Raw genomic sequence first — 20,678 nt, 5'->3', positions numbered from 1 at the left:
GGGGGGGTCTGCTGGGGCGTGCTCTCAGTTACCCCTAGAACGCGGCCGGGTTTGCCGGTGTTCAAACACGCCGGGGAGACGCGCGCGACCAGGGCCGACGGCCGCCGCGCGGAAGGCCAGGACGTCGGTCACGTCGCCGGTACGGCACGAACACGCCGCGGGGCCGGCCGATCCGCGGGGTGCGGCGTCCGGCCACGGCCACGGCCACACCATGGCGGCCGGGGGTGATCGTGAGCGCGCCGGTCCACTTCGGTCCGCGGGCCGGCGTCTCTCGGTACCGGCCCGTGATGTGCCGTCCGGTCGCCTCGTCCAGGCTGGTGGCAGGAGGCGAACGATGACCTATCGCATCAGTAAGGAGTTCCACTTCTCGGCGAGCCACCAGCTCGACGGGTTGCCGGCCGACCACCCGTGCGGACGGTTGCACGGCCACAACTACGTGGTGTCGCTGGAACTCTCCGCGCTCACGGACGCACTGGACGACGTCGGTTTCGTGCGTGACTACGGGGACCTCGGGGACTTCAAGATCTGGCTGGACGAGGAGGTGGACCACCAGCACCTCAACAAGGTCGTCGGGGATCGCAACCCGACCGCCGAGAACCTCGCCCGCTGGCTGTACGAGCGATGGACCGGGCGCTACCCGGAACTGGTGGCGGTCCGGGTGGCGGAGACGCCCAAGACATGGGCGGAGTACCGCGGGTGACCGCGGCGCCGGCCGGCCGGAGGAAAGGTGGTGGTGCCGTCGTGGAACCGAAGCTCGTCGTGAACGAGATCTTCGGCCCGACTTGAGGGCCGTCCAGGGAGAAGGGCCCTCACTGGGCCGGTGCTGCGCCTTCGTCCGGCTCGGCGGCTGCAATCTGGGGTGCACGTGGTGCGATACGCCGTACACCTGGGACTGGACCGGCAGTAGCGATTCCGGGAAGGCGTGGGACCCCCGCGCGGAGCTGCACGCGATGCCGTGGCAGGAGGTCGCCCGGCGGCTGCGGGCCTTCGCGGTGCCGCTGATCGTGGTGTCCGGCGGGGAGCCGTTGAACCAGCAGCGCCGCCTGGTGCCCCTGCTGCGCGACCTGACCGGGAGCGGTCACCAGGTGGAGATCGAGACGAACGGAACGGTCGTGCCCGCGCCCGAGGTGACGGCGATGGTCCGCTTCAACGTCTCTCCCAAGCTCGCCCATTCCGGTGAGCCGGAGGCACGGCGCATCGTGCCGGAGGCGCTGTCCGCGCTGGCGGCGGTGCCGGGCACAGCGTTCAAGTTCGTCTGCCGGGGGCCGGAGGACCTGGACGAGGTCACGACGGTCACGGCGCACCTCGGCAGGTCCCCGGTGTGGATCATGCCCGTCGCGCGGTCGCGGCAGGAACTGGACCGCAACCTCGCCTCGCTCGGTGACGCCGTGGTGGCCCGTGGATGGAATCTGACAACTCGGTTGCACATCTCCATATGGGGTGACCGGAGGGGTACATGACCACGACGCATGACGAACGCACCGGCGCGTCCGGCGAGCCGGAGCAGGACCGGAGACGTGACCCGCTGGAGGACGTCGCACGGCAGCTGCTGGTGGAGATCGGTGAGGACCCGGACCGTGACGGTCTGAAGGAGACCCCGGCCCGTTTCGCCCGCTGGTGGCGGGAGTTCAGCCAGTACGACGCCGGCAACACCAGCACCAGCTTCCCCCTGTCCACCAGCGGTCAGGTCGTCATCGTGGGGGACCTACAGCTGTGGTCGCTGTGCGAGCACCATCTGCTGCCGTTCAGCTGCTCGGTCACCATCGCCTACCGCCCACTCGGCGAGGTCCTGGGCCTGTCCAAGTTCGCCCGCATCGCGCAACGCCACGCGCACCGGCTCCAGGTGCAGGAGCGTCTCGTACAGGACATCGCCGACGAGATCGGCGCGGTGACCGGTTCGCCGGACGTCGCGGTGGTCGCGCAGGGCGAGCACCTGTGCATGAGCATGCGCGGTATCCGTACTCCGGCCCGGATGACCTCCTCGGTCTTCCACGGTGTCTTCGAGGAGTACGGCCCAATCCGCCAGGAGCTGGTTGCCATCGCCTTCCCCGGCTGACCGCGCGGGCCCGCCGGTGGCACTCCGGCCGGCAAGCTCCCAAGCGCTCCTGAGGAGTCCCAGATGAACGTTGCCTTCGTCCTGCTGACCCACGCCTCCGACGAACCCGCGGGGGTCGAGCGCGCCGTCGACTCACTCGCCGACGGCCTGCGCTCGACCGGCCACAACGCACTGATCATCGCGGCCGGGCCGGCACGGGCCGAGGACGGGCCGGACGTGGTCCGGCTCGACTCGGTCACCCTTCCCCGCCCGCTGCTCTTCGACGAACTTCCCCAGTTGTTCGACAAGCCCGGGCCGGTACGCCGCGAGTTGCCGGACATCCTCGGCCGGTTCGACGCCGATGTGGTCTGCTGGGCCGACGCCGTGGTGGGCCTCGGCTTCCTCAGTCCCGCACCACCCGGTGTGCGCACCGCGCTCATGGTGCACTTCCTGCGCGTGGACGACCACATGCGGCGCGCGCTGGCACACCGTCCGGACGTGGTGCTCCCGGTCAGCCCTTTCATGATCGAGGAGGCGGTGCGCGCCGGGCTGGACACCGCCGGCTGGCGCGCGCTGCCCAACGCCGTGCCCGGCGGGCGGGCCGGACACGGCACCGTGCCGGAGGCACCGGAGCGTGAGCGGCTGCGCCGGACCGGCCCGGTGCGGATCGTCACCCGCGCCGACCCGTCCAAAGGCATCACCGAACTGCTGGACGCCTGTCCCGGGGACCTCGGCAGGCCTGTCCAGATCGTCATCGCCGAGGCGGGGTTCGAACTGTGGCCCGGTATGCAGGCCGACATGATCAAAGCCGCCCGGTCGCGGGCCGCCGCCCTGCCGGACGTCGAGATACTGCCCGCCATTCCCTGGCAGGAGGTACAGCCCTTCCTGGCCGGGGCCGCCGTCACGCTGGTGCCCTCCACGAGCCCGGAGACGTTCGGCAACGTCGCCGCGGAGTCCCTTTCGGTCGGCACGCCGGTGGTCGGCTACGGCTTCGGGCATCTGCCGGTGCTGGTCGGCGAGGCGGGACGGCTGGTGGACCTCGACGTGGTGAACGGTTTCGGCCACCTGCCGGCGCTGACCGGCCGCACGTTGGAGACCAACGACTTCACCGTGAGCGCCGGCCGCCTCTGGGGGGCCACCACCGCGTTGCTCGCCGACCCGGACGCCTACCGGGCCGCGTCGCGGCAGGCGCTCCGTCAGGTGGCGTCGCTCTCTCCCGCGGCCGTGGCTGCCGAGTTCCTGCGGCTCACCACCGGAGGGCCGGCGCCCGTCCCCGCACCGGACGGGGCGTAGGCATGGCGGCGGGCCCCGGCGGCCCCTCGGCCGCCGTCGTCATCCCCACCTACAACCGGGCGGAGCTGCTGCGGGGCACCTTGGCGGCGCTGGCCGCCAGCCGGCCGCCCGACGAGGGCGCCTTCGAGGTGGTGGTCGCCGACGACGGGTCGGCCGATCACACACGCGCGGTGGTCCAGGAGTTCGGCGGCAGGCTCGCGGTGCGCTACTGCTTCCAGGAGGACCAGGGCTTCCGGGCCGCCGCCGCACGCAACGCCGGCGCCCGGCTGGCCTCGGCACCGGTCCTGATCTTCATCGACGCGGGAGTCAGACCCGGTCCGGACTTCGTCCGCGCACACCTGGCCGCCCACGCCCGCGGACCACGCGCGGTGGTCGGCTACACCTACGGCTACCGGCCGGACATGAGCCTGCCGGACGCCCTCGCCGCGGCCCGGCAGGATCTCCTTCCCGCCGAGGCGGTGCGCCGTCACGGCGATGCCGACGTGCTGCGTGACGTCCGGCAGCCGTCGTTCGAACGGTTCGGGTACGACCTGGCGGGCACGGTGGTCCCCTGGCAGTGGTTCTGGTCCGTCAACTGCTCCGTGAGCAGCGCCGACTTCCGGGCCGTCGGCGGCTTCGACGAGGACTTCCGCAGTTGGGGCGGCGAGGACCTCGACCTCGGCTACCGGCTGCACCGGGCCGGCACCCCTTTCACGGTCAGCCGGGCGGCCTGGGCGCTCGACACCCCGCACCAGCGGTCCCCGGGCGACGACCTGGCCAGCAACGCGGCCAACATCGCGATGCTCGCCGACAAACATCCCGAACCGGTGACGGAGCTGCTGTGGGCCTTCTTCGCCCGGCCCGCCGACCGGTTCGAGCTCCGCCACGAGTGGAACGTCGAGGACGAATACCGCCTCGTCCTGGCGGCCGCCGAGCAGGCGCGCGGGACCGACGTGCGCGGTGAACTCGCCCTGCTGCGCGAGGTCACCGGCGATCAGCGGGTCGTGGTGCTGGGCTGCGGTGCCGATCCGCCCACCGGCCTCGTCGCGGATGTCCGGCTGTTCGACTTCGACGGCCGTCTTACGGGGTCCGCCGCCCCGGGGGAGGTGGGCCACGCCCTCGGAGTCCGTCTGCCCCGCGCCGGCGGTTCGGTGGACCGGATCCTGGTCACCTCCCGGCTCTCGGGTCTGTGGGAACGGTGGCAGGCGCACATCCGGTCGGAAGCACACCGGCTGGGGGCCCGAGTGGATGTTCCCTTCCTCGGCCGGACCGTCCGGTAGCCGGGCGGGCCTGGCCGGATACGGTCCCGAAGCCCCCGCCCCACCCGGCCACCGTCCGGCCGCCTGATCGCCGTGCCCGGCGACCCACACGCCGCCGGGCACGGCGATCAGGCGGTCCCGGTCTTCGCGCGGACCGCGTGCACGACGTACGTGCGGATGTCGGCGGGAATGAGCGGAGCGGGACGGACGGCGGCGGTCAGACCCCGCAGCTCCAGCAGCGCGAGTACCGCGTCGAGCCGGCCGTCCAGATCCTGCACCTCCAGCACGACCTGGTCGAGGAGCGGCCAGTGAGCCGCTTCGATGCCGTGCAGCACGTCGAGTTCGGCACCCTCGACGTCGATCTTCAACAGGTCGACCCGATCGCCGCGGGTGAGGAAGGCGGAGAGGCGCTCCACGCGCACCGGGACCTGCGTGCCGACGTAGTACGAACGGACGTACTCGCGCGGGCCCTCCCGTGAGAGCACGTCGATCTGGAGTTCCTTCTGCTCGGGGTAGCGGGTGGAGTTGCCGGGCGCCCTCGGGTAGTAGACGAAGGGCACGGCCTCCTCCGTCCGCGCTCCGAGCGCGCACTCCTGCACCGTCACCCCCGCCGCCATGCCGTGCAGGTCGAGATTGCGGCGCAGCGCGGCCAGCGGGAGCGGCATGGGTTCGAAGGCGAGGACCCGTGCGGTGGGGCTGAGCTGCCGCACGAAGTAGCTGAAGAGGCCGATGTTGGCTCCGACGTCCACGACGAGTGCGTCGGCCGGCAGGCGCACGTCGTCGTAACAGCCCTCCCGGAACATCTCCCCGTACTGCCAGTGGGCCTCGCCCTCGTGGGGGACCCAGAACCAGGTTCCGGGGGCCAGCTCGACCTTGTGCAGACCGGTGTCGGCCGCGATGCCGCTCACCGGGGAACCGGCGGGGTGAAGACAGTGGTGTCGTCCAGGTACCGCGTGGGGTCGGGGACTCCGGCCTCCTTGAACGCCTCACGGCGCTCGTAGCAGGTGCCGCAGGTGCCGCAGTGCGCCTCGCCGCCCCGGTAACAGGACCAGCTGGCCTCCAGCGGCGCGCCGAGCCGGGTGCCGTGTTCGGCGATCCGGCCTTTGGTCCAGCTCATGAAGGGCGCCTCCACCTGGGGAGTCGGGAAACCCTCGTTGGCGACGGCGACCAGTTCCCGCAGGGCGGTGAGGAAGACCGGGCGGCAGTCGGGGTAGATGAAATGGTCCCCGGCGTGCATGCCGAGCGCGACGGTCCCGGCCCGGTGGGCGACCGCCACGGACACGGCGGCGTTGGCGAGGACCGCGTTGCGGTTCGGTACCACCGTGGCCCGCATGGACTGCTCGGCGTAGTGGCCGGCGGGTACCTCCACACGGTCGTCGGTGAGCGCGGAGCCGTTCAGGAGCGCTCCGAGTCCGGTGAGGTCGAGGACGTGGTGTGCGGCGCCGTAGTGCGCGGCGACCAGGCGGGCCGACTCGATCTCCTTCCGGTGGCGCTGGCCGTAGTCGACGGTGAGCGCCACCAGACGGTGACGCAGCGCCGTGTAATGGGCCATCAAGGTGGTGGAGTCCATGCCGCCGGACAGGACGACGACGGTGAGGAACGGGTCAGGCGCGTCCTTGCCGTCGTCGGCTTCCCACGCGGCGGGGTCTGCGGTCATCGTGTGCCTTCCTCTGGTCTGTCACGGGAGCCGGGCGGACCGGTGCGGCATCCGGCAGGCGGGGGAGACCGCCCCGTTGCCGTGGGGACGCCGGTGGACGCCTCGCGTCTCACCAGTCTGGACCGGGCCGTCGCCCCGGCACCTCACGGTCGGGTCCGAAGGCCTCGCCCTCGCCCACCGAAGGTGGCAGCTCACCCGCCCCACCGGGGGTCCGTCCGCCCTCGGGACGACGGGCCGTGGGAGCGCTGGTGAGCAAGGTCCACAGGCCGGGGGCGCGGAACAGGGCGGGAAAGCCGTCGCGCCCGGAGACGCCGAGCTTGCGGTAGGCGCTGGAGAGATGGAGTTCGACGGTCCGGCGGGTGATCGCCCGCTGGTGGGCGATACGCCGGTTGGTCAGGCCGCGCATGGCGTCCACCAGGATCTCGCGCTCGCGCGGGGTGAGGGAGAGCACCCCGCTCAGCGAGGCGTGCATCGCCGCGTCGCCGCTCAGGACCAGGATGCGGCTGCCGGCGCGGAGGGCGAGCTCTCCGGCACCGCAGCGTTCGGCCAGTTCCACCGCGCGGTTGAGGGCGGCCGTCGACTCCTTCCGGCGGCCGTGCCGCGCGTCGAGATCGGCCAGGTCGGTGAGGGCGGCGGCGAGGTCCAGCGGGGTGTGTCCGAGTTCCAGCAGCGCGACGGCCCTGCGCAGCAGCGTCTCGGCGTTCCGGTCGCCGGTCCGGGCGAGGACGCGCAGTGCACGGCCCAGTTCGAAGGCGGATCCGCTGTCGCGGGCGAACCGGACCTGCTGGTCCGCCAGGGCGCGGGCCTCGGCCGCGGCGCCGGTCTGGTCGAGGAGTTCGACGCCGTGTGCTCGCCACAGGGTCGTTCCGGTCCGGCGCAGACCGCCCGCACGGGCGCGTCCCCGCAGTTCCGCGAGGTCACGGGCCGCGTCCGGCAGGGCACCGAGCGCGGCGGCGCACCTGGCCCGGGCCAGCAGCAGGTCCTGATGCCGGTGGCCGGCGGGCAGGCGGCCGAGCCAGCCGCCGTCGCGCAGCAGGACCTGGGCCTTGCCGAGTTCGCCTTGGCTGATCAGCACGTTGGCCAGCATTCCCGCCGCGCTGGTGCGCAGGGCCGCCGCGTCGACCGTGGCATTCGGACCGTCGAGGACCGTGAGGCATTCGGCGAGCAGCCGGCGGGCGGTCACGAGGTCGCCCCGGACGCGGGCTATGTGCCCTGCGACGTGGAGGAGGTACGCGCGCCCGCCGTAGGGTTCGGCGGCGGACGCTCCCGCCGCGGTGTCGCCGATCCGGTCCAGATGGGCGGCGGCCTCAGTGGGGTGGCCACTGTCCACCAATACGGTCAGCGCGGCGGCGAGCGCTGTCGGGCACATCTCGGACCAGCGGGTACCGCGGCCGAGGACGGCACGGGCGCGGTCGGCCGAGCGGCCCGGGCCCTCGTCCATGAGGTAACCGTAGTAGGTGGCGACGGCCTCGACGACGGTCCGCAAGGGCCCGTCGCCGGCCGCGCCGGCCGGACGAGGACGCGTGCCCGTCCGATGCCGCGCGGTGCCGGCGTCCGGCCGCAGCCGCGGCGGGAGACCGAGCAGGAGGTTCATCGCCTCGGCCGGCGAGACCCCCGTGAGCCGGAGGGCCAGCCGCTGTAGCTGGGGCCAGTCCTCGAACGCGGTGTTGCGCAGTTCCGAGCCGGCCACGTCGAGTACGGCCGCGCTGTCCCCGGTGGCATGACCGGGTGTCGAGAGCACGCGGCCGAGCCGGGCGAGCAGGGCGCCCCGTGTCGGATCGTCATCGGCACGGCGGAGCAGGGCGGCCAGTTCCCGTGAGCCGCCCGCGGGGTCGCCGCCCATGTGGAGGTCGGCGAGCGCGAGGACGGCCCGGCGCCGCTCGTCGCCGGTGGCGGTGTCCGTGACGGTCTCCAGATAGCTGCGCGCGGTCCCCTCGTGGCCCGCCTGCCGCGCGGTATCGGCCGCACGCAGCATCACGCCGGCCGGCCAGTCCTCGTGGTGGGGCACACTGGAGGCGCTGAGGTGATCGGCCACCCGTTCCGCGGGCCCGTGCCTCTCGTGCAGGTAGGAGGCGGCGGAGAGGTGGATGGCGTTGCGGGCCAGCCGCGTCATGGAGCCGAGCAGGGTGCGCGCGAGCAGGGGATGCCGCAGTTCGAGTTCGTCGCCGTCGGTGACCAGCCTGGCGCGTGCCAGGACGTCGAGCCCTTCCAGGGTCTCCACCAGGCCGAGGCCGCTGAGGTGCGCGATCAGAGCGGGGCCGGCGCCGCCGGAGTCGCCGGCCACCGCGACGGTCTCGGCGAGGCGCACGGCGTGTGGGTGCTGCCGGGCGGCTCGTCCGACGAGCAGGCCGGCGGCGGCCGGGAGCACCACGGAGTCGAGTTCCTCGATGCCGGGCCGGGGGCGCGCGTCGCGCAGGTGCGTCGCGAGCAAGGCCAGGAGGTAGGGGTTTCCCGCGGTCAGCCGATGGCACGCGGCAGTGAGGCGGCCACCGGGGCGCCCGGCGAGCAGCGGCTGGAGCATCTCACCGGTCTCCCGGAGCGTCAGCCCTCCGAGCGTCAGCCGCCGCGCTCCGAGGGTCAGCTCCGTGTATTCGGCGGGGGCGGCCGGCGGTTCTCCCGCGCGCTCGGTGAGCAGCACGAGCAGGCGCGGTCCTCCTGCCGCCTCCGCCACGATCCGCAGCACCTGCCGGAGGCGGGCGGCACCGGCGAGGTTGGCGTCGTCCACGGTGAGGACCATCGGCCCCCCTCCGCCCGGCGCCGCCAGGACACCCTTCGGGCCGGTCGAGGCGGGCTCGTACGGCTCCTTCGCCGCTCCGGCAGGGCCCGCCCCGGTGCCGGCGAGCGGGGACCCGGCCACCAGGACCGCCCCGGTGGCCCGCCCGGCGGGGCCCGGCACCGGGCCGGGCGGGCACAGACCGCCCGCGGGTTCCGGGAGTCCGCGCGCCGCCCACGTCTGGCCGGCCGCGGCCGTCACGGGCACCACGTGGAGACCGCGGGCCCGGCATCCGCCGAGGAAAGCGCCCAGCAACGAGGTGCGTCCGATACCGGCCTCACCCGATACCACGCACCTCACCATTCCGTCCCCGGCGGTGTCGTCGAGTGCCCGGGACAGCTCCCGGAGCAGGTCGTAACGACCGGCGAATCGCCCTTTTCCCCTGCCCGTCGGGCTCACTCCCCCACAGCTCCTTCCGCCGGATCGCGGCCACGGTTCCGGGTCAGTTCCGGGAGCCGCACACCGCGACCAGGACGATGCCCTGGTCCCCGATGGCGTACGGACGGCGGGCGAAGTGCCGGCGGAGTGCCGGCCGCAGCGCGACGCGCATCTCGTCCGCGCGTGGATGCTCCTCGTACCAGAAATCGGTCAGCAGAGCGGCTGCGGCGGTAATGCGCTCTTCGGGGTCGGATTCGGGGAAATGCAGCGCGGCTTCGGTCCGGTGCAGCGAAATGGCCGAGAAACCCAGCTCACTCAAAGTACGGGCGGCATTTTCGAGCAAGTATCCCTGATGGTCGTGCGGTTCTCCGGCAATCGGCACGCAGACCTCGTTGAGGAGGCTGACGAGTTCGTTGTCCGGAGCGCCGCCGATCAGCACCACGCGGCTGCCGGGCGTGTCCCGGTCACAGACCCGGGCCAGCTCCCTGACCGCACGGTCGGGGTCGTCCGCGTAAGGCAGCACCCAGCAGGCCAGTACCGCGTCGAAGGCGGCGTCCGGTAAGGGCAGTTCCTCGGCGTACCCGGGGAGGACCTCGATCTCGGCGCCGTCCGGGGCACCCGGTGCGTCCGGGGCGCCCCCGGACGTGTCGACGGAGGTCTGGAGCGCCTCGACACGGTGGGCGTGCGGCTCCACCGTGACACAGTGGACGGCCCTGGCCGCGACCGCGCGGGTGAGTTCACCGGTGCCACCGCCGACATCCAGCACCCGGTCGCCGGTGGCGACGGCGGTGAGGACCGAGGCGACCTCCTCCCGGCGTTCCAGGCGGCCCGCGAAGTTGAGCCACCCGTGGTGACTGAGCCGGTGCGGACCACGGTGGTGGGCAGGCCTGCGATCCAGAGGACCGAAGAACGGATGATCCGCGATGCCCGCGGCACCGAGAGCGTCGACGGTGGCGGTAGTTCCTGTCGCACCCACAATGAACTCCTTCTCCATGAAGTGGCCGGCGTGAAGACGTAAAGCGCGCCACAGACAGGCGATACAACCCACCCGAAAGGGAACGGAGAGGAATGACCCGGGAAACCCGCCTCGGCCTTGCCTGTACGAACGGCCGCACGTGGTGATCACGCTGACGATCCAGGATCGCGGCGAGTCAATGAACCTAAAATATTAGACGTCATCGGAATGCCGTCGTCCAGGGGTGAAATCACGACTTGGCCAATAAACTCCCGAGCCCGATCAGGTACGGGCAGATCAGATCGGTGCCCTTGGCATGAGCCTGGCCGGAAAACACTTCCGGCAACCGGACTGCGTCGGGAGAACCAGGGAGATCCGCACATGAGCCTCGCGAGCGCCGTCTCAACGCGGGGACACCGCCCGCACCACCCGCACCATATGGCGAGCGCCCACGAAACCGCAGCTCAGGTGCTCTTTGCGGCCGGCTCAAGGATCGCGGCTCACTCCACAGCAGTGGACGAGGTCCAGCCGGGCGGTACCGGCCCGCTTCACCGGGGCAGACCCGGGCCCTGCACGCCTACCTGCGCTGGCCCAACGCCAATGCCCGCCACCCCGACATACTCGCCACCCAACGCAAGGAACGCGCCCGTATCCGCAGCGAAAAGGGCATCCGCTGGGGCGGCAGACCACCACCGGCAGCGGCATGACCACCCAACCCCGCCACAGCACTACGAGTTCGCGGTCTCCGCCAGGAGGCGGGCGAGCTCGCGGGGGCGGGTGGCCATCGGCCAGTGGCCCGAGTCGAGGTCTACGTACTCAAGGTGGCCGGCGCGGGCGAGGTCAGGGCTCTCGCCCGCGGCGATCCACTCCTTGGCCTGGGCGGGGGTGAACTCGGGGCAGATGAGCGCGACGGGGACGTCGAAGCGGCGCTCGTCGGCCAGGCGCATGACTCCCCGGGCGACCCCCTCGGGGACGGGAATAGCGGCGGACGCGAGGCGCTGCCGGGTCTCCTGGTCCAGGTCGGCGGAGTCCGCCCCCTCGAAGGGGCCCCAGCCTGGGAAGGGCATGCTGCCGCCCTCAATCGCGAAGTGATCGGCGTAAGCCCGCCCGTCGGCGGCAGGGAAGCCGCCGATCAGTGCGACCTTGGCCACCTTCCCCGGTCGCGCGTCGGCGGCCAGCCAGGCCAGGCTCGACGCAGCGGAGTGCCCCACCACCAGGGGCTTCCCCGGCGCCGCGTCAACGGCGGCGAGCACTGCTGCCAGCTGGTCATCGAGCGTCGCGGAGGCGGTGCCGTCGCCCTGGCCGGGGAGGGTGAGCGGCACGGGACGGTGGCCGAGCGCAGTGAGTTCGGGCACGACCTCGTCCCATGCGGATCCGTCGAACCACAGGCCGGCGATGAGCAAGATGTCCACGGATGTTCTCCCGGAGAAGAGTCGGATCCGGCTGCCGGCACGTTATCGGGAGGCTCTGACAACGGGCTCAGGCCACCCCAACCCGGCAAACCTTCCCGGTCACAGCACTAGCCCGGGATGATCGCGACGTGTGCCTGACCGGCGAGGTCGGCGACGCCGGGGGAGATGCCGGCGATCCTGCGCAAGAGTTCCAGGTCGTTGAAGAAGCTCTCGGGGTCGTCCTCGAAGGCTTCCGCGTCGTCGATGCCCATCTCCGGAAACACCCTGGTGATCTCCTCGGGGTGGGGCCCCTCGACCGCGCGGAGACTGGACAGGTGCATGGAGGCGAGCTCCTCACCGTCGCGGCTCACGCTGACATGCTCATAGCTGTGGTTGGCGAAGGCCGAGACGGTGAACGTGCCCACGGACAGGTCAGCCCGGTGGACGCCCTCGTTACCGATGTCCTCCACCAGCAGGGCGTGCGGACCGAGGGCGAAAGCCGCGACGACGTGGTTGTGGTGGTGGTCGACTTCCTCGAACTCGACGCGATCCCTCAGCTTCCGCCAGGTGGAGACGGAGATCTCGTCGTCCGCCGCGCCGAACCGGCGCAGCGCCTCGTACGGTGTGACGTTCTGGATCACAGTCACGCAGTAGTGCTCGCCCATGTCGAGGTAGTCCATCCAGGGCTCGGGCCCGTCGGAGGACTCATCGGCCGGCTCGGCGTCGACGGGCCGGTAGCCGCCCGGGAAAAAGCCCTCGCTGTGCACCCACACGACGGAATCGTGCTCGTCCACGAGCACGGGCGCCCACCCGGACCACCCGCCGAAATCGAGGAAGCGCCAGGTGAGCCTGGTTCCCGGCAGTTCGAGGTCGCGAGCCTCATCCGCGGACATGCCCGTCGATCCGGCACCGCCACCACGGCGGAAGTCGAGCCCTCCGTCAGGGCGTCGGACGACCGCGCGTTTCCCGTTGCCGGACAGCAGGAAACGGCCGTTGGCGATCGCCGAGGCCGGGGCACTGTCCCCCAAGGACTCGGACAGGCCGTTCTCGCCCCGCATGCGGACCCCCCTGAAGATCACTCCGATACCGGCCGTTCACTGTAGCGGCCGGGCGGCCGGGCGGCCGGGCGGCCGGGTCGAGTGCGCCGCCGGCGAAGTTCACCGGCCAGGCTCTGACACCGACACGGCCGAACCGCAGGAGACGCGCGGAGCACGCAAGATCGAGGTTGGAGACGAAGGCGCCGGGGAGACGCCCGCGACCAGGGCCGATGGCCCTCGGGCCGAGACGCCGCGAGTCGGGTGGCAGAGCAGGGCAGGGCGAGAGGATAAGAACGTCCGTTCCTAACGTCATGTACTTTTGTTCTTGTGCAGGAGAAGGAAGCGCCCGGAGAGCAGCGGACGGCCGGCGACGGACGGCGGCGCGTACGCCGCCACGATCCCCGGCGCAGGGAGCGGGTGCTCGATGCCACGCTGGAGGTGCTGGTGGAGGACGGGGTCGCCGGGATCACCCACCGCAAGGTGGCCGCCCGGGCCGACGTACCGCTGGGCTCCGTCACGTATCACTTCGCCGGCCTGTCCGGCCTGCGCACGGGGGCGTTCGCCCGGTACGTCGAGCAGCGGAGCGCCGAGTACGAGGCGCTCTTCGCCGAGGTCACCTCCCGGGAGGATCTGATCGACGTGCTGGTGGAGCTGGTCCGGGGAGGGCCCTCCCGGCACAGGAGCGCGGTCCTCGGCTTCGAGCTGCACCTGGCGGCGCTGCGCGATCCCACGCTGCGCGCGCTGACCCAGGAGTGGACGAGGTCCAGCCGGGCGGTGCTGGCCCGCTTCACGGGGGCCGAAACCGCTGCCCGCCTCGACGCCCTCCTGGAAGGAATGATCATGCACGCGCTGCTGTCCACGGAGCGGGAACCACGGGAGGAGACCCGGGCCGCGATCATGCAGATACTCGGCCCGGCCACCGGACCGGGCACGTGAACCTCCCCGTCGCGGCCGGCGCCACCGCGGGCACCCCGCCCGGTCCCGCCCACCGCCCACCGCCCACCACGCACCACGCACCACGCACCACGCACCGGGAGAACACCGTGCCGACCACCACCCCCGTCATCGAGGTCGACGACGCCCGACTGGAAGACCTCCGAGCACGGCTGCGCGCCACCCGGTGGCCCGAGCCCTGGCCCGTCGACGGCTGGGAGGCGGGTACCGACGCCGCCGAACTCCGCCGTCTCGCGGAGTACTGGGCCTCGGGCTACGACTGGCATGCCCATGAGGCCGCCGTCAACGCGCTGCCGTCCCACTTCGCCGACCTCGACGGCACAGCCGTGCACTACCTCCGGTACGACGGTGAGCACCCCGGCGCCCTGCCGATCGTGCTCACCCACGGCTGGCCCAGCACCGTCCTGGAACTCACGGCCCTCGCCGAACGGCTGGCCACCCCGTCACGCCACGGAGGAGACGCCCGGGACGCGTTCACCGTGATCGTCCCCTCACTGCCCGGCTTCGCCTTCTCCCCTCAGCGGCCCGGCCTCAGCGAGCAGACCCATGAGCTCTGGCACCGGCTGATGCACGATCACCTCGGCTTCCGGCGCTACGCGGCCCACGGGGGAGACCTGGGCGCGGGCGTCACCTCGCGGCTCGCCGAGGCGCACCCCGGGTCCGTCGTGGGCATCCACCTGCTCGCCGCCGCGGCCCCGGCCGGTCACGACCCGGCCTCGCTCACCCCCGAGGAGGCCGCCCATCTCGCCTCCTCCGCGGCCTGGCAGGCGGAGGAGGGCGGGTACATGCACCAGCAGAGCACCCGCCCGCTCACCCTCGCCCCCGCCCTGACGGACTCACCCGCCGGACTGCTCTCCTGGATCATGGAGAAGTACCGGGCGTGGAGCGACTGCGGAGGCGACCTGTCCACCCGCTTCAGCGACGACTTCCTCCTCACCCAGGCGTCCCTCTACTGGTTCACCGGCACGATCGCCACGTCCTTCCGCCCGTACTACGAGTACGCGCACGACCTGACGCGACGGGTGCGGCGGGTGGACGTCCCCACCGCTCTCGCCCTGTTCCCCGCCGACCTCTCCCAGCCGCCACGGAGCTGGGCCGAGCGCACCTACCGCCTCACGCGCTACACGCCCATGCCCCGCGGTGGGCACTTCGCCGCCCACGAGGAACCGGCCTTGCTCGCCGACGACATCACCGCGTTCTTCCGCGAACTCCGCTCCCCCCACCCCCCGGCCTGAGACCGGCGGCGGGCCTGCCGCGACGCGGGGCCGGGCGTCACCCGCGGGAACGCGGGGAGCCCCGCCGGGGCAGGGTGACCGGAGGGGTCCCCTGCCCCGGCGGGGCTCGGCCGGCCGGGCGGCGGGTCAGCGGCGCCCGGCAGCGGCCGGCGCCGTGTGCGGCGCCCTGACGGGTCAGCCGAAGTTCACGTCACTGCACCACATGTAGGCCTGGTCGAGGTGCGAGGCCTGCCAGATCACGAACACGATGTGGTGTCCGCTGTAGCCGGAGGTGTTGACGTTGAAGCTGATGTTCGTCGCCGGGGCGTAACGGCCGGTCTGCGTGATGAAGTCGAGGTTGCCCCAGCCCAGGCTCTGGGTCTTGGGGTTGAAGCCCTGCTTGCTCACGTAGACCCGGAAGTAGTCGGCGCCGTGGGACGCCTGGTCCTGCAACTGGACCGTGAAGTTGTTGCTGATGTTGGTCGTCTTCCAGTTCCCGGGCTTGTCCAGGCTGGAGTTCCTCGAGAGGTTGTTGCTGCAGAGGGACCCGTCAGGGGTCCGCGCCTGGAACTGGCCACCGAGACCGTCGCGGAGCGCGCTCATCCAGTTCCACATGGTGTCGGGGTTGGCCTGGAACGCCTGGTAACACATGGGATCTTCGGTCTGCATGGCCGGGCTGGTGTGGCTGCTGCCCCACGTCTTCCAGCACTGGTACGCGCGAGTACCGGGGTTGACGATGGTGCCGTGCGCCTGGGCGGGGGCCGACCAGGCCAGTGCGCCGGCGACCAGGGCGAACAGCATGACCAGGGCCTGGAGAGGCCGCCGGAGGGCCGACCGGGAACGCCCGGCCGATGTGCTCTGCTTACGCATGTGGGGGACTCCTTCGGATTGCGAAGCACCATGGGAGCGCTCCCAACACGGTACGGTCCCTGAGTGAAATGTCAATGAAACAACCGATGTTGATCACACGGCTGAGGACGGCCGAGGTGCCAGGGGCCGGGGGCATGGGGCACCCCTTCCCGAACCCGGAAGGTGAGGGTGCGGCCCTTTCCGCAGTACGTCGACCACATCGAAAGGGGTGCGCCCTCCAGCGTTCCGGCGAAGCGGCAGAGCGCCACATCCAGCAGACAGCCCCTCCCCCGAACGGGAAGGGCCGCCGCCTGACGGCAGCTCCGCGCAAGCCGGCCGCTACGCGGGATCCAGCACGGGCCGCGCGGGGAGCTCACCGTTCTTCTCGCAGCGCAACTCCTTGGCCATGGCCAGCGAGAAGGAGTGGGCCACGGTCGCGTAGGCGTCCTTCAACGCCTCGACGTCTTCCTCGGGCCCCTTCGGCATCATCCAGCGCTCCACGCCGACGACGATGTGGCCGACTCTCGACGCGTCGGACAACCGGTCACTTCGACACGCAAACCGGACCGACGCCCTGTTCTCCGCCGCCAGGGTGCGCTCCCCCATCTTCAGCACGGTGTAATCTGCGGCCGGATTTCCCGTCGGGGGGCCCTCATCCAGCCCCCAGGTGACTCGGATCGTGAAATCCGGCGTACCGTCGGCCGTGTAGATGCGGCAGATATCGTCGCGCCCCCCGGTCGGGGCCGGAAACGCTTCGACCAGGTCCGTCGCGGCCTGCGCGACGGTGGATTTCTCCGCTGTCGTCCCGAACCGCGACGACCCTGTGATCACCCTCAGCGCCTCGGACGCCTCGGCGGACACGGCCTCACCACCGCACAGTTGCGTGCCAGCCAGAGATTCGTCGGCCGTTTCCCCGTCTCCGTCCCCACCACAACCGGTGGCAACGAGATTCAACAAGCCGACCACGGCCATGGCAAGGAGTCCAGCACGCACCGGCCTACGACTGATCACTATCCACATCCTTACATCTCCCAGGCCGCGGGCCTCAGCCGGTCTCCGGGCGGTTGCCCTGCTGGTTCGCTCGGTCGTTGCCGACCCCATATCCGATCAGCATCGATTCGCGAAAATCAGCCGCGAACTTACTGTTCGCGGGGTCCCGGACGTGCCACTCCAGGAAGTCCTCCATCGGCGCCTCGGCCATGCTTTCACCAGCGGAGTAGATCGCCTTCCTCTCCTCGGTGGTGAGGTCCTCCATCTTCTCCTTGTGCCCATCAACCGAATTGTCGGAAATCTCTCCGACCATCTGGCTGATGACCTGCTCCGCGGCCCCGCTCGCGGTGTCGGTCGCCAGCGGGACGAGTACTGCGGCCGTGCCCACGGCCGCAGTCGCGGGCAGGAAGGCGACGCCCGCCGCGACGCTCGCCGTGGCCCCGAACTCGACCCAGCCGGCCCGCTTGGCGACCGCCTTCTCGTAGTCCTCATGGGTCTTGAGGTTCGTCGCCTCCACCTGGTCGGCTCGGGACTGGTCGAGCATGCCCTGCACCTCGGCGCCCACGCGCACGGCCGCCCTGGCCCTGGCCTCGACCTCCTCGGTGATCTTTCCGTCCGGACCCACCGCCCCTTCCAGCACGCTGCGGGTGTAGACCTGCTCCGCGGTCGAGACCGTCGCGTAGGCGTCCGGATGCTGGCCGAGGGTGCTGAGGAAGCCCCGGACGACGCTCCGTCCGTTCCCGTCCGCGGTGTCCGCGAAGTCGATGTGCCCGTCCGGGTTCCTGCCCGGGGCGAACACGCTCTCCGGATGGTTCTTGGCCAGCGCCCAGTTGATGTCGTCGATGTAGCCGGCACCCATGACGCCCAGGCTGTCGGTCAACGCCTCGTGATGCTCCTTGAGCAGACCCGGATCGTCGCCGTACTTCTCCATGACCTTCTGCATGACCGCGGCGTTGTCCGCGTCCCGCACCACGTCGGCGTCCGGGCGCCCGGCCGGATGGCCGAGGGTCGCTGCCTCCAAGGCGTGGCCGAGTGCGTCGGGCATCTGGTCGAGCGAGGCCTCGAGCTCCCTCTGGTCGAGCGAGTTGACGTCCGGGAAGGACTCCCACTCCTCGCTGGAGAAGAAGTCGAGGTAGTTGCCGATCGCCTCGCCGTCCTTGTCCTTGCCGAGATCGGCCGCGGCACCCTTGTTGACCGTCCCGTCCTCGTTGTACGCGGTCGGGGGGTCGGCGAAGAACCGCTTCGCCGCTTCCGGGCTGTTGCCGAGCGCTTCCAGCATGGCCGTGGCAGGGTCGTAACCGGCGCCGTTCACACCGGAGGGGTTGAACGGGTTCTTGAACGGACTGTTCACCACCTTGGTCTCGGCGAACAGGTACGGGTCCTTCGCGTGCAACTGCGCCACATGTTCGGCCATCGGATTGAGGAACTTCGCATCGTAGTTCCCGTACCGCATGATCCCGCCGAGCAGCTGGTATCCGAACGGTCCGCCGTAATCATGCTTGGCCAGCGGAATGCGCTCCGTTCCCAACTTACGGAGCTCCGGGCCCCACTTGTCGGAGAACTCCTTGTCGTGGGAGGCGGTGGCCAGGTTGAAGCCCAGGTTCTTCTGGAGCTCCTGGACGTCCTTGAGGCGCTCCGCATCGGCCTTGCCGTACTCGTACGTGTCCGTGGAGAGCTGACCGAAGAACGCGAGCGCCTTCTCGGGGCCGAGGCTCTCGTAAAATCGCCTGGAGAACTCCACCGACGATTTGTTGTCCTTCAGCAGCTCATTGAGCTGCTGAAGTTCGGCGTGCGTGATGTCCCGGCCCTTGGCCGCCAGGGCGGCGGCGCGTGCGGCTTCCTCCTGGTCCAGCTTGGTGTAGGTCGGAGCGCTGAAGTCCTTGCGGTCGGTGACGTTGGCCTCAAGGGTGTTCTTGAGGGCCACGTCGGTGTCGTTGCAGGTGTCGACGATGAGGTCGATCTTCTTCTGCCACGACTCGACGTTCCTCCTCTCCTCCCCCAAGAACCTGCTGTAGTCGGGGTCGTGCCGCGCCTCCTCGCTCTCGGACAACGGGGACCTCGCCGTGACCTTCCCGTTGCCGCTCACGCGGATACCGGCCGCGGGCCCCTCGACGTCCCGGATGCTGATCAGGTCATCCCTGGCCTTCCTGAGGGCCGCACAGCCTTCCAGGAGGATCCGCTTCACGCCCCTGGCCTCGGCTGCGGCGTCCTCGAATTCCTTGGCCGTCTTACCGATGAACGCCTTGGTGACGCCTGCGTTGACCCCCTCCCAGGCCGCCCTGTCCGCCTTTGTCTTCATTCCGTCCGCGGCGGCGGTGGCGAGTTTGTCCAGTTTCCCCGCCATCTCCGACCAGTCGTCAGCGGCAGCCTTCAGCTTTGCCACCGGCGCGTCGATGACGTCCTCATACTTCAGCATGGTGCGTGCTCCCCCGACCCTATTTCAGGTATTCCGAGAGTACGGATACCCGCGTCAGATCGCCTTCGATCTTCACCTCGTCCTTGGCGTGCTGCGCCTTGCTGTAATCGAGGTGATTGGAAATCTGCGCACAGGCGTCCAGCAGCGTCTTCAGGTGCGTCTGCCACAAGTCATGCACCTTCAGCACGGCCGAACCGCTCACGAAATTCCCGTTGGTGAGAGCCGTCGCCGCGTCGAAAGTGGAGGAACGGGCTACGTCACCATCCCTCGCCAGCCGGCCCAGCAGGTCATACGCATCATTGCCGATGGCGCCGAGGTCGTCCCGGTTGACCACCAGATCATTCCCGCCGGCACCTCCGCCGCCTTCGGCCGGAGCACTGTTCGTCTGCATGGCTGTCCGCCTGGCCGCCGCGTCGCGCAGTTCGGCCCATTCCTGTTCAAAAGCCATGATCCCCCACATCCATCCGGACAGGCCACCTCACCGTATACCTGGCCGGTATCACAAGAGTGCGATCGGGCCGCGTCCTCCGGCGCCCAGGTTTCGCCGGCTGCCTGCCACCGCCCAGGTGGCGGTGGCGGGGCGGTCACCGCGGGGCGCGCGCGTCGGACAGGAGCTCGCGGAGGCGCCGCATCACGTCGGCCTGGGCCGGATTGTAGAGATCGGTGACGGCTTTGCCGATGGTGCGAGCGGTGTGGGGCCGGCCGCGCGGGGCGTCCGAGGCGAGGTCGCTCAACCCGGGATGCCTGACCCGGAGGCCCCGGACGTACGGCACGAGACGCTCGGCGAGATCCTGGCGCACCCGCTCGCCCGCATCGGCGGGAAGCTCGTCGAGTTCGCGTGCCACCGGCTGCGGCTCCTCATGGAGCAGGTCCGCGTAGGCGTCCATCCCCGCGGGGCCGAGGACCGTACCGAGGACGGTGACGAAAGAGCGGTCGGCGTCAGGGAGTTCCGCCGTCCCGTCCACGGAGGCGAAGCGGAGGGGGAGATCGCTCGCGGCCGTTCTGCGCATGAGGGCGCCGACCTCGGCGCGGGCGTGCTGAAGCCGTTCGATCGTGGCGGCCAGCTCTGCGTCGAGAGCCCGCAGATCGCGCGGATCCTGGGCGGAATCCGGGCCGTCATCCATGTCCGCGATCTGGGAGAGGGAGAAGCCCAGAGCGGTGAGGCGCTTGATCCTGAGGAGACGGACGAGATGACCGACGCCGTACTGCTTGTATCCGTTGGAGCGGCGTTCCGGCTCCTCGAGCAGGCCGATCTCGTGGTAGTGCCGTACGGCTCTGAGACTGGTGCCGGCCAGCTCCGCCATCTCCCGGGTGCTCCACGCCATGATCGATGTCTCCCTCACCCTCCGGTGCCGTCGGCGCGGCCGCGCCGTGGGCCCATTGAAAACCATGACGTGACGGCAGACCGGCGCGAGGGAGGGCGCCGGGCTCCTCGTGGCGTTCCGTCGTGCCGGTGTCCCGGCCGGGGAACACACCCACGGTCCCGGCGTCGCGCGTC

Annotated in this window: 18 protein-coding genes and 1 pseudogene; 8 read left to right on the top strand and 11 right to left on the bottom strand. The window is 70.9% G+C overall.

Features of this window, described 5'->3' with window-relative positions; all coding sequences use genetic code 11:
- Positions 1–334: 334 nt before the first annotated feature.
- The 5 genes from HCK00_RS16145 to HCK00_RS16125 all read left to right on the top strand — a co-directional run bounded on the left by HCK00_RS16145 (position 335) and on the right by HCK00_RS16125 (position 4,587).
- Positions 335–700 carry a 6-pyruvoyl trahydropterin synthase family protein gene (locus HCK00_RS16145; protein WP_168102653.1) on the top strand — a complete coding sequence of 122 codons (366 nt, stop codon included), beginning with the start codon at positions 335–337 and terminating at the stop codon, positions 698–700.
- A gap of 82 nt (positions 701–782) precedes the next feature.
- The gene (locus tag HCK00_RS16140; protein WP_240965616.1) at positions 783–1,460 is read left to right on the top strand and encodes a 7-carboxy-7-deazaguanine synthase QueE; all 678 of its coding nucleotides are present in this window, start codon (positions 783–785) and stop codon (positions 1,458–1,460) included.
- A complete protein-coding gene (gene folE, locus HCK00_RS16135) occupies positions 1,457–2,056 on the top strand; it encodes a GTP cyclohydrolase I (protein ID WP_168102652.1) in 600 nt (199 codons plus the stop codon). Before HCK00_RS16140 ends, folE begins: the two co-directional genes overlap by 4 nt.
- Before the next feature lie 63 nt (positions 2,057–2,119).
- On the top strand, positions 2,120–3,328 hold the full coding sequence (locus tag HCK00_RS16130) for a glycosyltransferase family 4 protein (RefSeq protein WP_168102651.1): 1,209 nt from the start codon (positions 2,120–2,122) through the stop codon (positions 3,326–3,328).
- Positions 3,329–3,330: 2 nt separating this feature from the next.
- Positions 3,331–4,587 carry a glycosyltransferase gene (locus HCK00_RS16125; protein WP_168102650.1) on the top strand — a complete coding sequence of 419 codons (1,257 nt, stop codon included), beginning with the start codon at positions 3,331–3,333 and terminating at the stop codon, positions 4,585–4,587.
- A 107-nt stretch (positions 4,588–4,694) separates the two neighbouring features.
- Here the strand turns inward: HCK00_RS16125 and HCK00_RS16120 are convergent, their stop codons facing one another.
- The 4 genes from HCK00_RS16120 to HCK00_RS16105 all read right to left on the bottom strand — a co-directional run bounded on the left by HCK00_RS16120 (position 4,695) and on the right by HCK00_RS16105 (position 10,350).
- Positions 4,695–5,474: an FkbM family methyltransferase gene (locus HCK00_RS16120; protein ID WP_168102649.1), complete on the bottom strand. Its 780-nt coding sequence runs from the start codon at positions 5,472–5,474 to the stop codon at positions 4,695–4,697.
- Positions 5,471–6,223 (bottom strand): 7-cyano-7-deazaguanine synthase QueC, encoded by a 753-nt coding sequence (queC, locus tag HCK00_RS16115; RefSeq protein WP_168102648.1) that lies wholly within the window; start codon positions 6,221–6,223, stop codon positions 5,471–5,473. Before queC ends, HCK00_RS16120 begins: the two co-directional genes overlap by 4 nt.
- A 109-nt stretch (positions 6,224–6,332) precedes the next feature.
- Complete coding sequence (locus HCK00_RS28505; RefSeq protein ID WP_168102647.1) at positions 6,333–9,395, bottom strand: helix-turn-helix domain-containing protein; 3,063 nt, start codon at positions 9,393–9,395, stop codon at positions 6,333–6,335.
- 43 nt (positions 9,396–9,438) lie between these two features.
- A complete protein-coding gene (locus HCK00_RS16105) occupies positions 9,439–10,350 on the bottom strand; it encodes a methyltransferase domain-containing protein (RefSeq protein ID WP_311765347.1) in 912 nt (303 codons plus the stop codon).
- Positions 10,351–10,880: 530 nt separating this feature from the next.
- Here HCK00_RS16105 and HCK00_RS27695 point away from each other — a divergent pair.
- Positions 10,881–11,036 (top strand): annotated as a pseudogene (locus tag HCK00_RS27695) (IS630 family transposase); the annotation flags it as partial.
- A 21-nt stretch (positions 11,037–11,057) separates the two neighbouring features.
- Here HCK00_RS27695 and HCK00_RS16100 read toward each other — a convergent pair.
- The gene (locus HCK00_RS16100) at positions 11,058–11,741 is read right to left on the bottom strand and encodes an alpha/beta fold hydrolase (protein ID WP_168102645.1); all 684 of its coding nucleotides are present in this window, start codon (positions 11,739–11,741) and stop codon (positions 11,058–11,060) included.
- A 107-nt stretch (positions 11,742–11,848) separates the two neighbouring features.
- Positions 11,849–12,778 carry a DUF6461 domain-containing protein gene (locus HCK00_RS16095; RefSeq protein ID WP_168102644.1) on the bottom strand — a complete coding sequence of 310 codons (930 nt, stop codon included), beginning with the start codon at positions 12,776–12,778 and terminating at the stop codon, positions 11,849–11,851.
- 306 nt (positions 12,779–13,084) lie between these two features.
- Here HCK00_RS16095 and HCK00_RS16090 point away from each other — a divergent pair, with 306 nt between their 5' ends.
- Both HCK00_RS16090 and HCK00_RS16085 read left to right on the top strand, forming a co-directional pair.
- Positions 13,085–13,693 (top strand): TetR/AcrR family transcriptional regulator, encoded by a 609-nt coding sequence (locus tag HCK00_RS16090; protein WP_168102643.1) that lies wholly within the window; start codon positions 13,085–13,087, stop codon positions 13,691–13,693.
- 107 nt (positions 13,694–13,800) lie between these two features.
- Entirely contained in the window at positions 13,801–14,946 is a 1,146-nt protein-coding gene (locus HCK00_RS16085) for an epoxide hydrolase family protein (RefSeq protein ID WP_168102642.1), read from the top strand.
- A gap of 174 nt (positions 14,947–15,120) precedes the next feature.
- Here HCK00_RS16085 and HCK00_RS16080 read toward each other — a convergent pair whose 3' ends face one another.
- The 5 genes from HCK00_RS16080 to HCK00_RS16060 all read right to left on the bottom strand — a co-directional run bounded on the left by HCK00_RS16080 (position 15,121) and on the right by HCK00_RS16060 (position 20,505).
- Positions 15,121–15,795, bottom strand: a complete 675-nt coding sequence (locus HCK00_RS16080; protein ID WP_512700811.1) for a lytic polysaccharide monooxygenase auxiliary activity family 9 protein — start codon at positions 15,793–15,795, stop codon at positions 15,121–15,123.
- A 318-nt stretch (positions 15,796–16,113) separates the two neighbouring features.
- Positions 16,114–16,746 carry a hypothetical protein gene (locus tag HCK00_RS16075; RefSeq protein WP_311765346.1) on the bottom strand — a complete coding sequence of 211 codons (633 nt, stop codon included), beginning with the start codon at positions 16,744–16,746 and terminating at the stop codon, positions 16,114–16,116.
- A 73-nt stretch (positions 16,747–16,819) separates the two neighbouring features.
- The gene (locus HCK00_RS16070; RefSeq protein ID WP_168102640.1) at positions 16,820–19,180 is read right to left on the bottom strand and encodes a hypothetical protein; all 2,361 of its coding nucleotides are present in this window, start codon (positions 19,178–19,180) and stop codon (positions 16,820–16,822) included.
- Between the two features lie 19 nt (positions 19,181–19,199).
- Positions 19,200–19,628, bottom strand: a complete 429-nt coding sequence (locus HCK00_RS16065; RefSeq protein WP_168102639.1) for a hypothetical protein — start codon at positions 19,626–19,628, stop codon at positions 19,200–19,202.
- A gap of 136 nt (positions 19,629–19,764) precedes the next feature.
- Positions 19,765–20,505, bottom strand: coding sequence for a MerR family transcriptional regulator (locus tag HCK00_RS16060; RefSeq protein ID WP_168102638.1), 741 nt, complete (start codon positions 20,503–20,505; stop codon positions 19,765–19,767).
- Positions 20,506–20,678 lie beyond the last annotated feature (173 nt).

This window comes from Streptomyces zingiberis (genome assembly GCF_012034935.1).
In the GTDB taxonomy this organism is placed as follows: Bacteria; Actinomycetota; Actinomycetes; order Streptomycetales; family Streptomycetaceae; genus Streptomyces; species Streptomyces zingiberis.
The sequence above is the reverse complement of the archived record's forward strand: the minus strand, read 5'-3'. Positions and strand labels throughout refer to the sequence as shown.

Bases quoted from the DNA above. Each gene is read 5' to 3' on its own strand.
- HCK00_RS16145 (WP_168102653.1), top strand. From the start codon at position 335: ATGACCTATCGCATCAGTAAGGAGTTCCACTTCTCGGCGAGCCACCAG.
- folE (WP_168102652.1), top strand. From the start codon at position 1,457: ATGACCACGACGCATGACGAACGCACCGGCGCGTCCGGCGAGCCGGAG.
- HCK00_RS16130 (WP_168102651.1), top strand. From the start codon at position 2,120: ATGAACGTTGCCTTCGTCCTGCTGACCCACGCCTCCGACGAACCCGCG.
- HCK00_RS16125 (WP_168102650.1), top strand. From the start codon at position 3,331: ATGGCGGCGGGCCCCGGCGGCCCCTCGGCCGCCGTCGTCATCCCCACC.
- queC (WP_168102648.1), bottom strand. From the start codon at position 6,223: ATGACCGCAGACCCCGCCGCGTGGGAAGCCGACGACGGCAAGGACGCG.
- HCK00_RS16095 (WP_168102644.1), bottom strand. From the start codon at position 12,778: ATGCGGGGCGAGAACGGCCTGTCCGAGTCCTTGGGGGACAGTGCCCCG.
- HCK00_RS16080 (WP_512700811.1), bottom strand. From the start codon at position 15,795: ATGCGTAAGCAGAGCACATCGGCCGGGCGTTCCCGGTCGGCCCTCCGG.
- HCK00_RS16075 (WP_311765346.1), bottom strand. From the start codon at position 16,746: ATGGCCGTGGTCGGCTTGTTGAATCTCGTTGCCACCGGTTGTGGTGGG.
- HCK00_RS16070 (WP_168102640.1), bottom strand. From the start codon at position 19,180: ATGCTGAAGTATGAGGACGTCATCGACGCGCCGGTGGCAAAGCTGAAG.
- HCK00_RS16065 (WP_168102639.1), bottom strand. From the start codon at position 19,628: ATGGCTTTTGAACAGGAATGGGCCGAACTGCGCGACGCGGCGGCCAGG.
- HCK00_RS16060 (WP_168102638.1), bottom strand. From the start codon at position 20,505: ATGGCGTGGAGCACCCGGGAGATGGCGGAGCTGGCCGGCACCAGTCTC.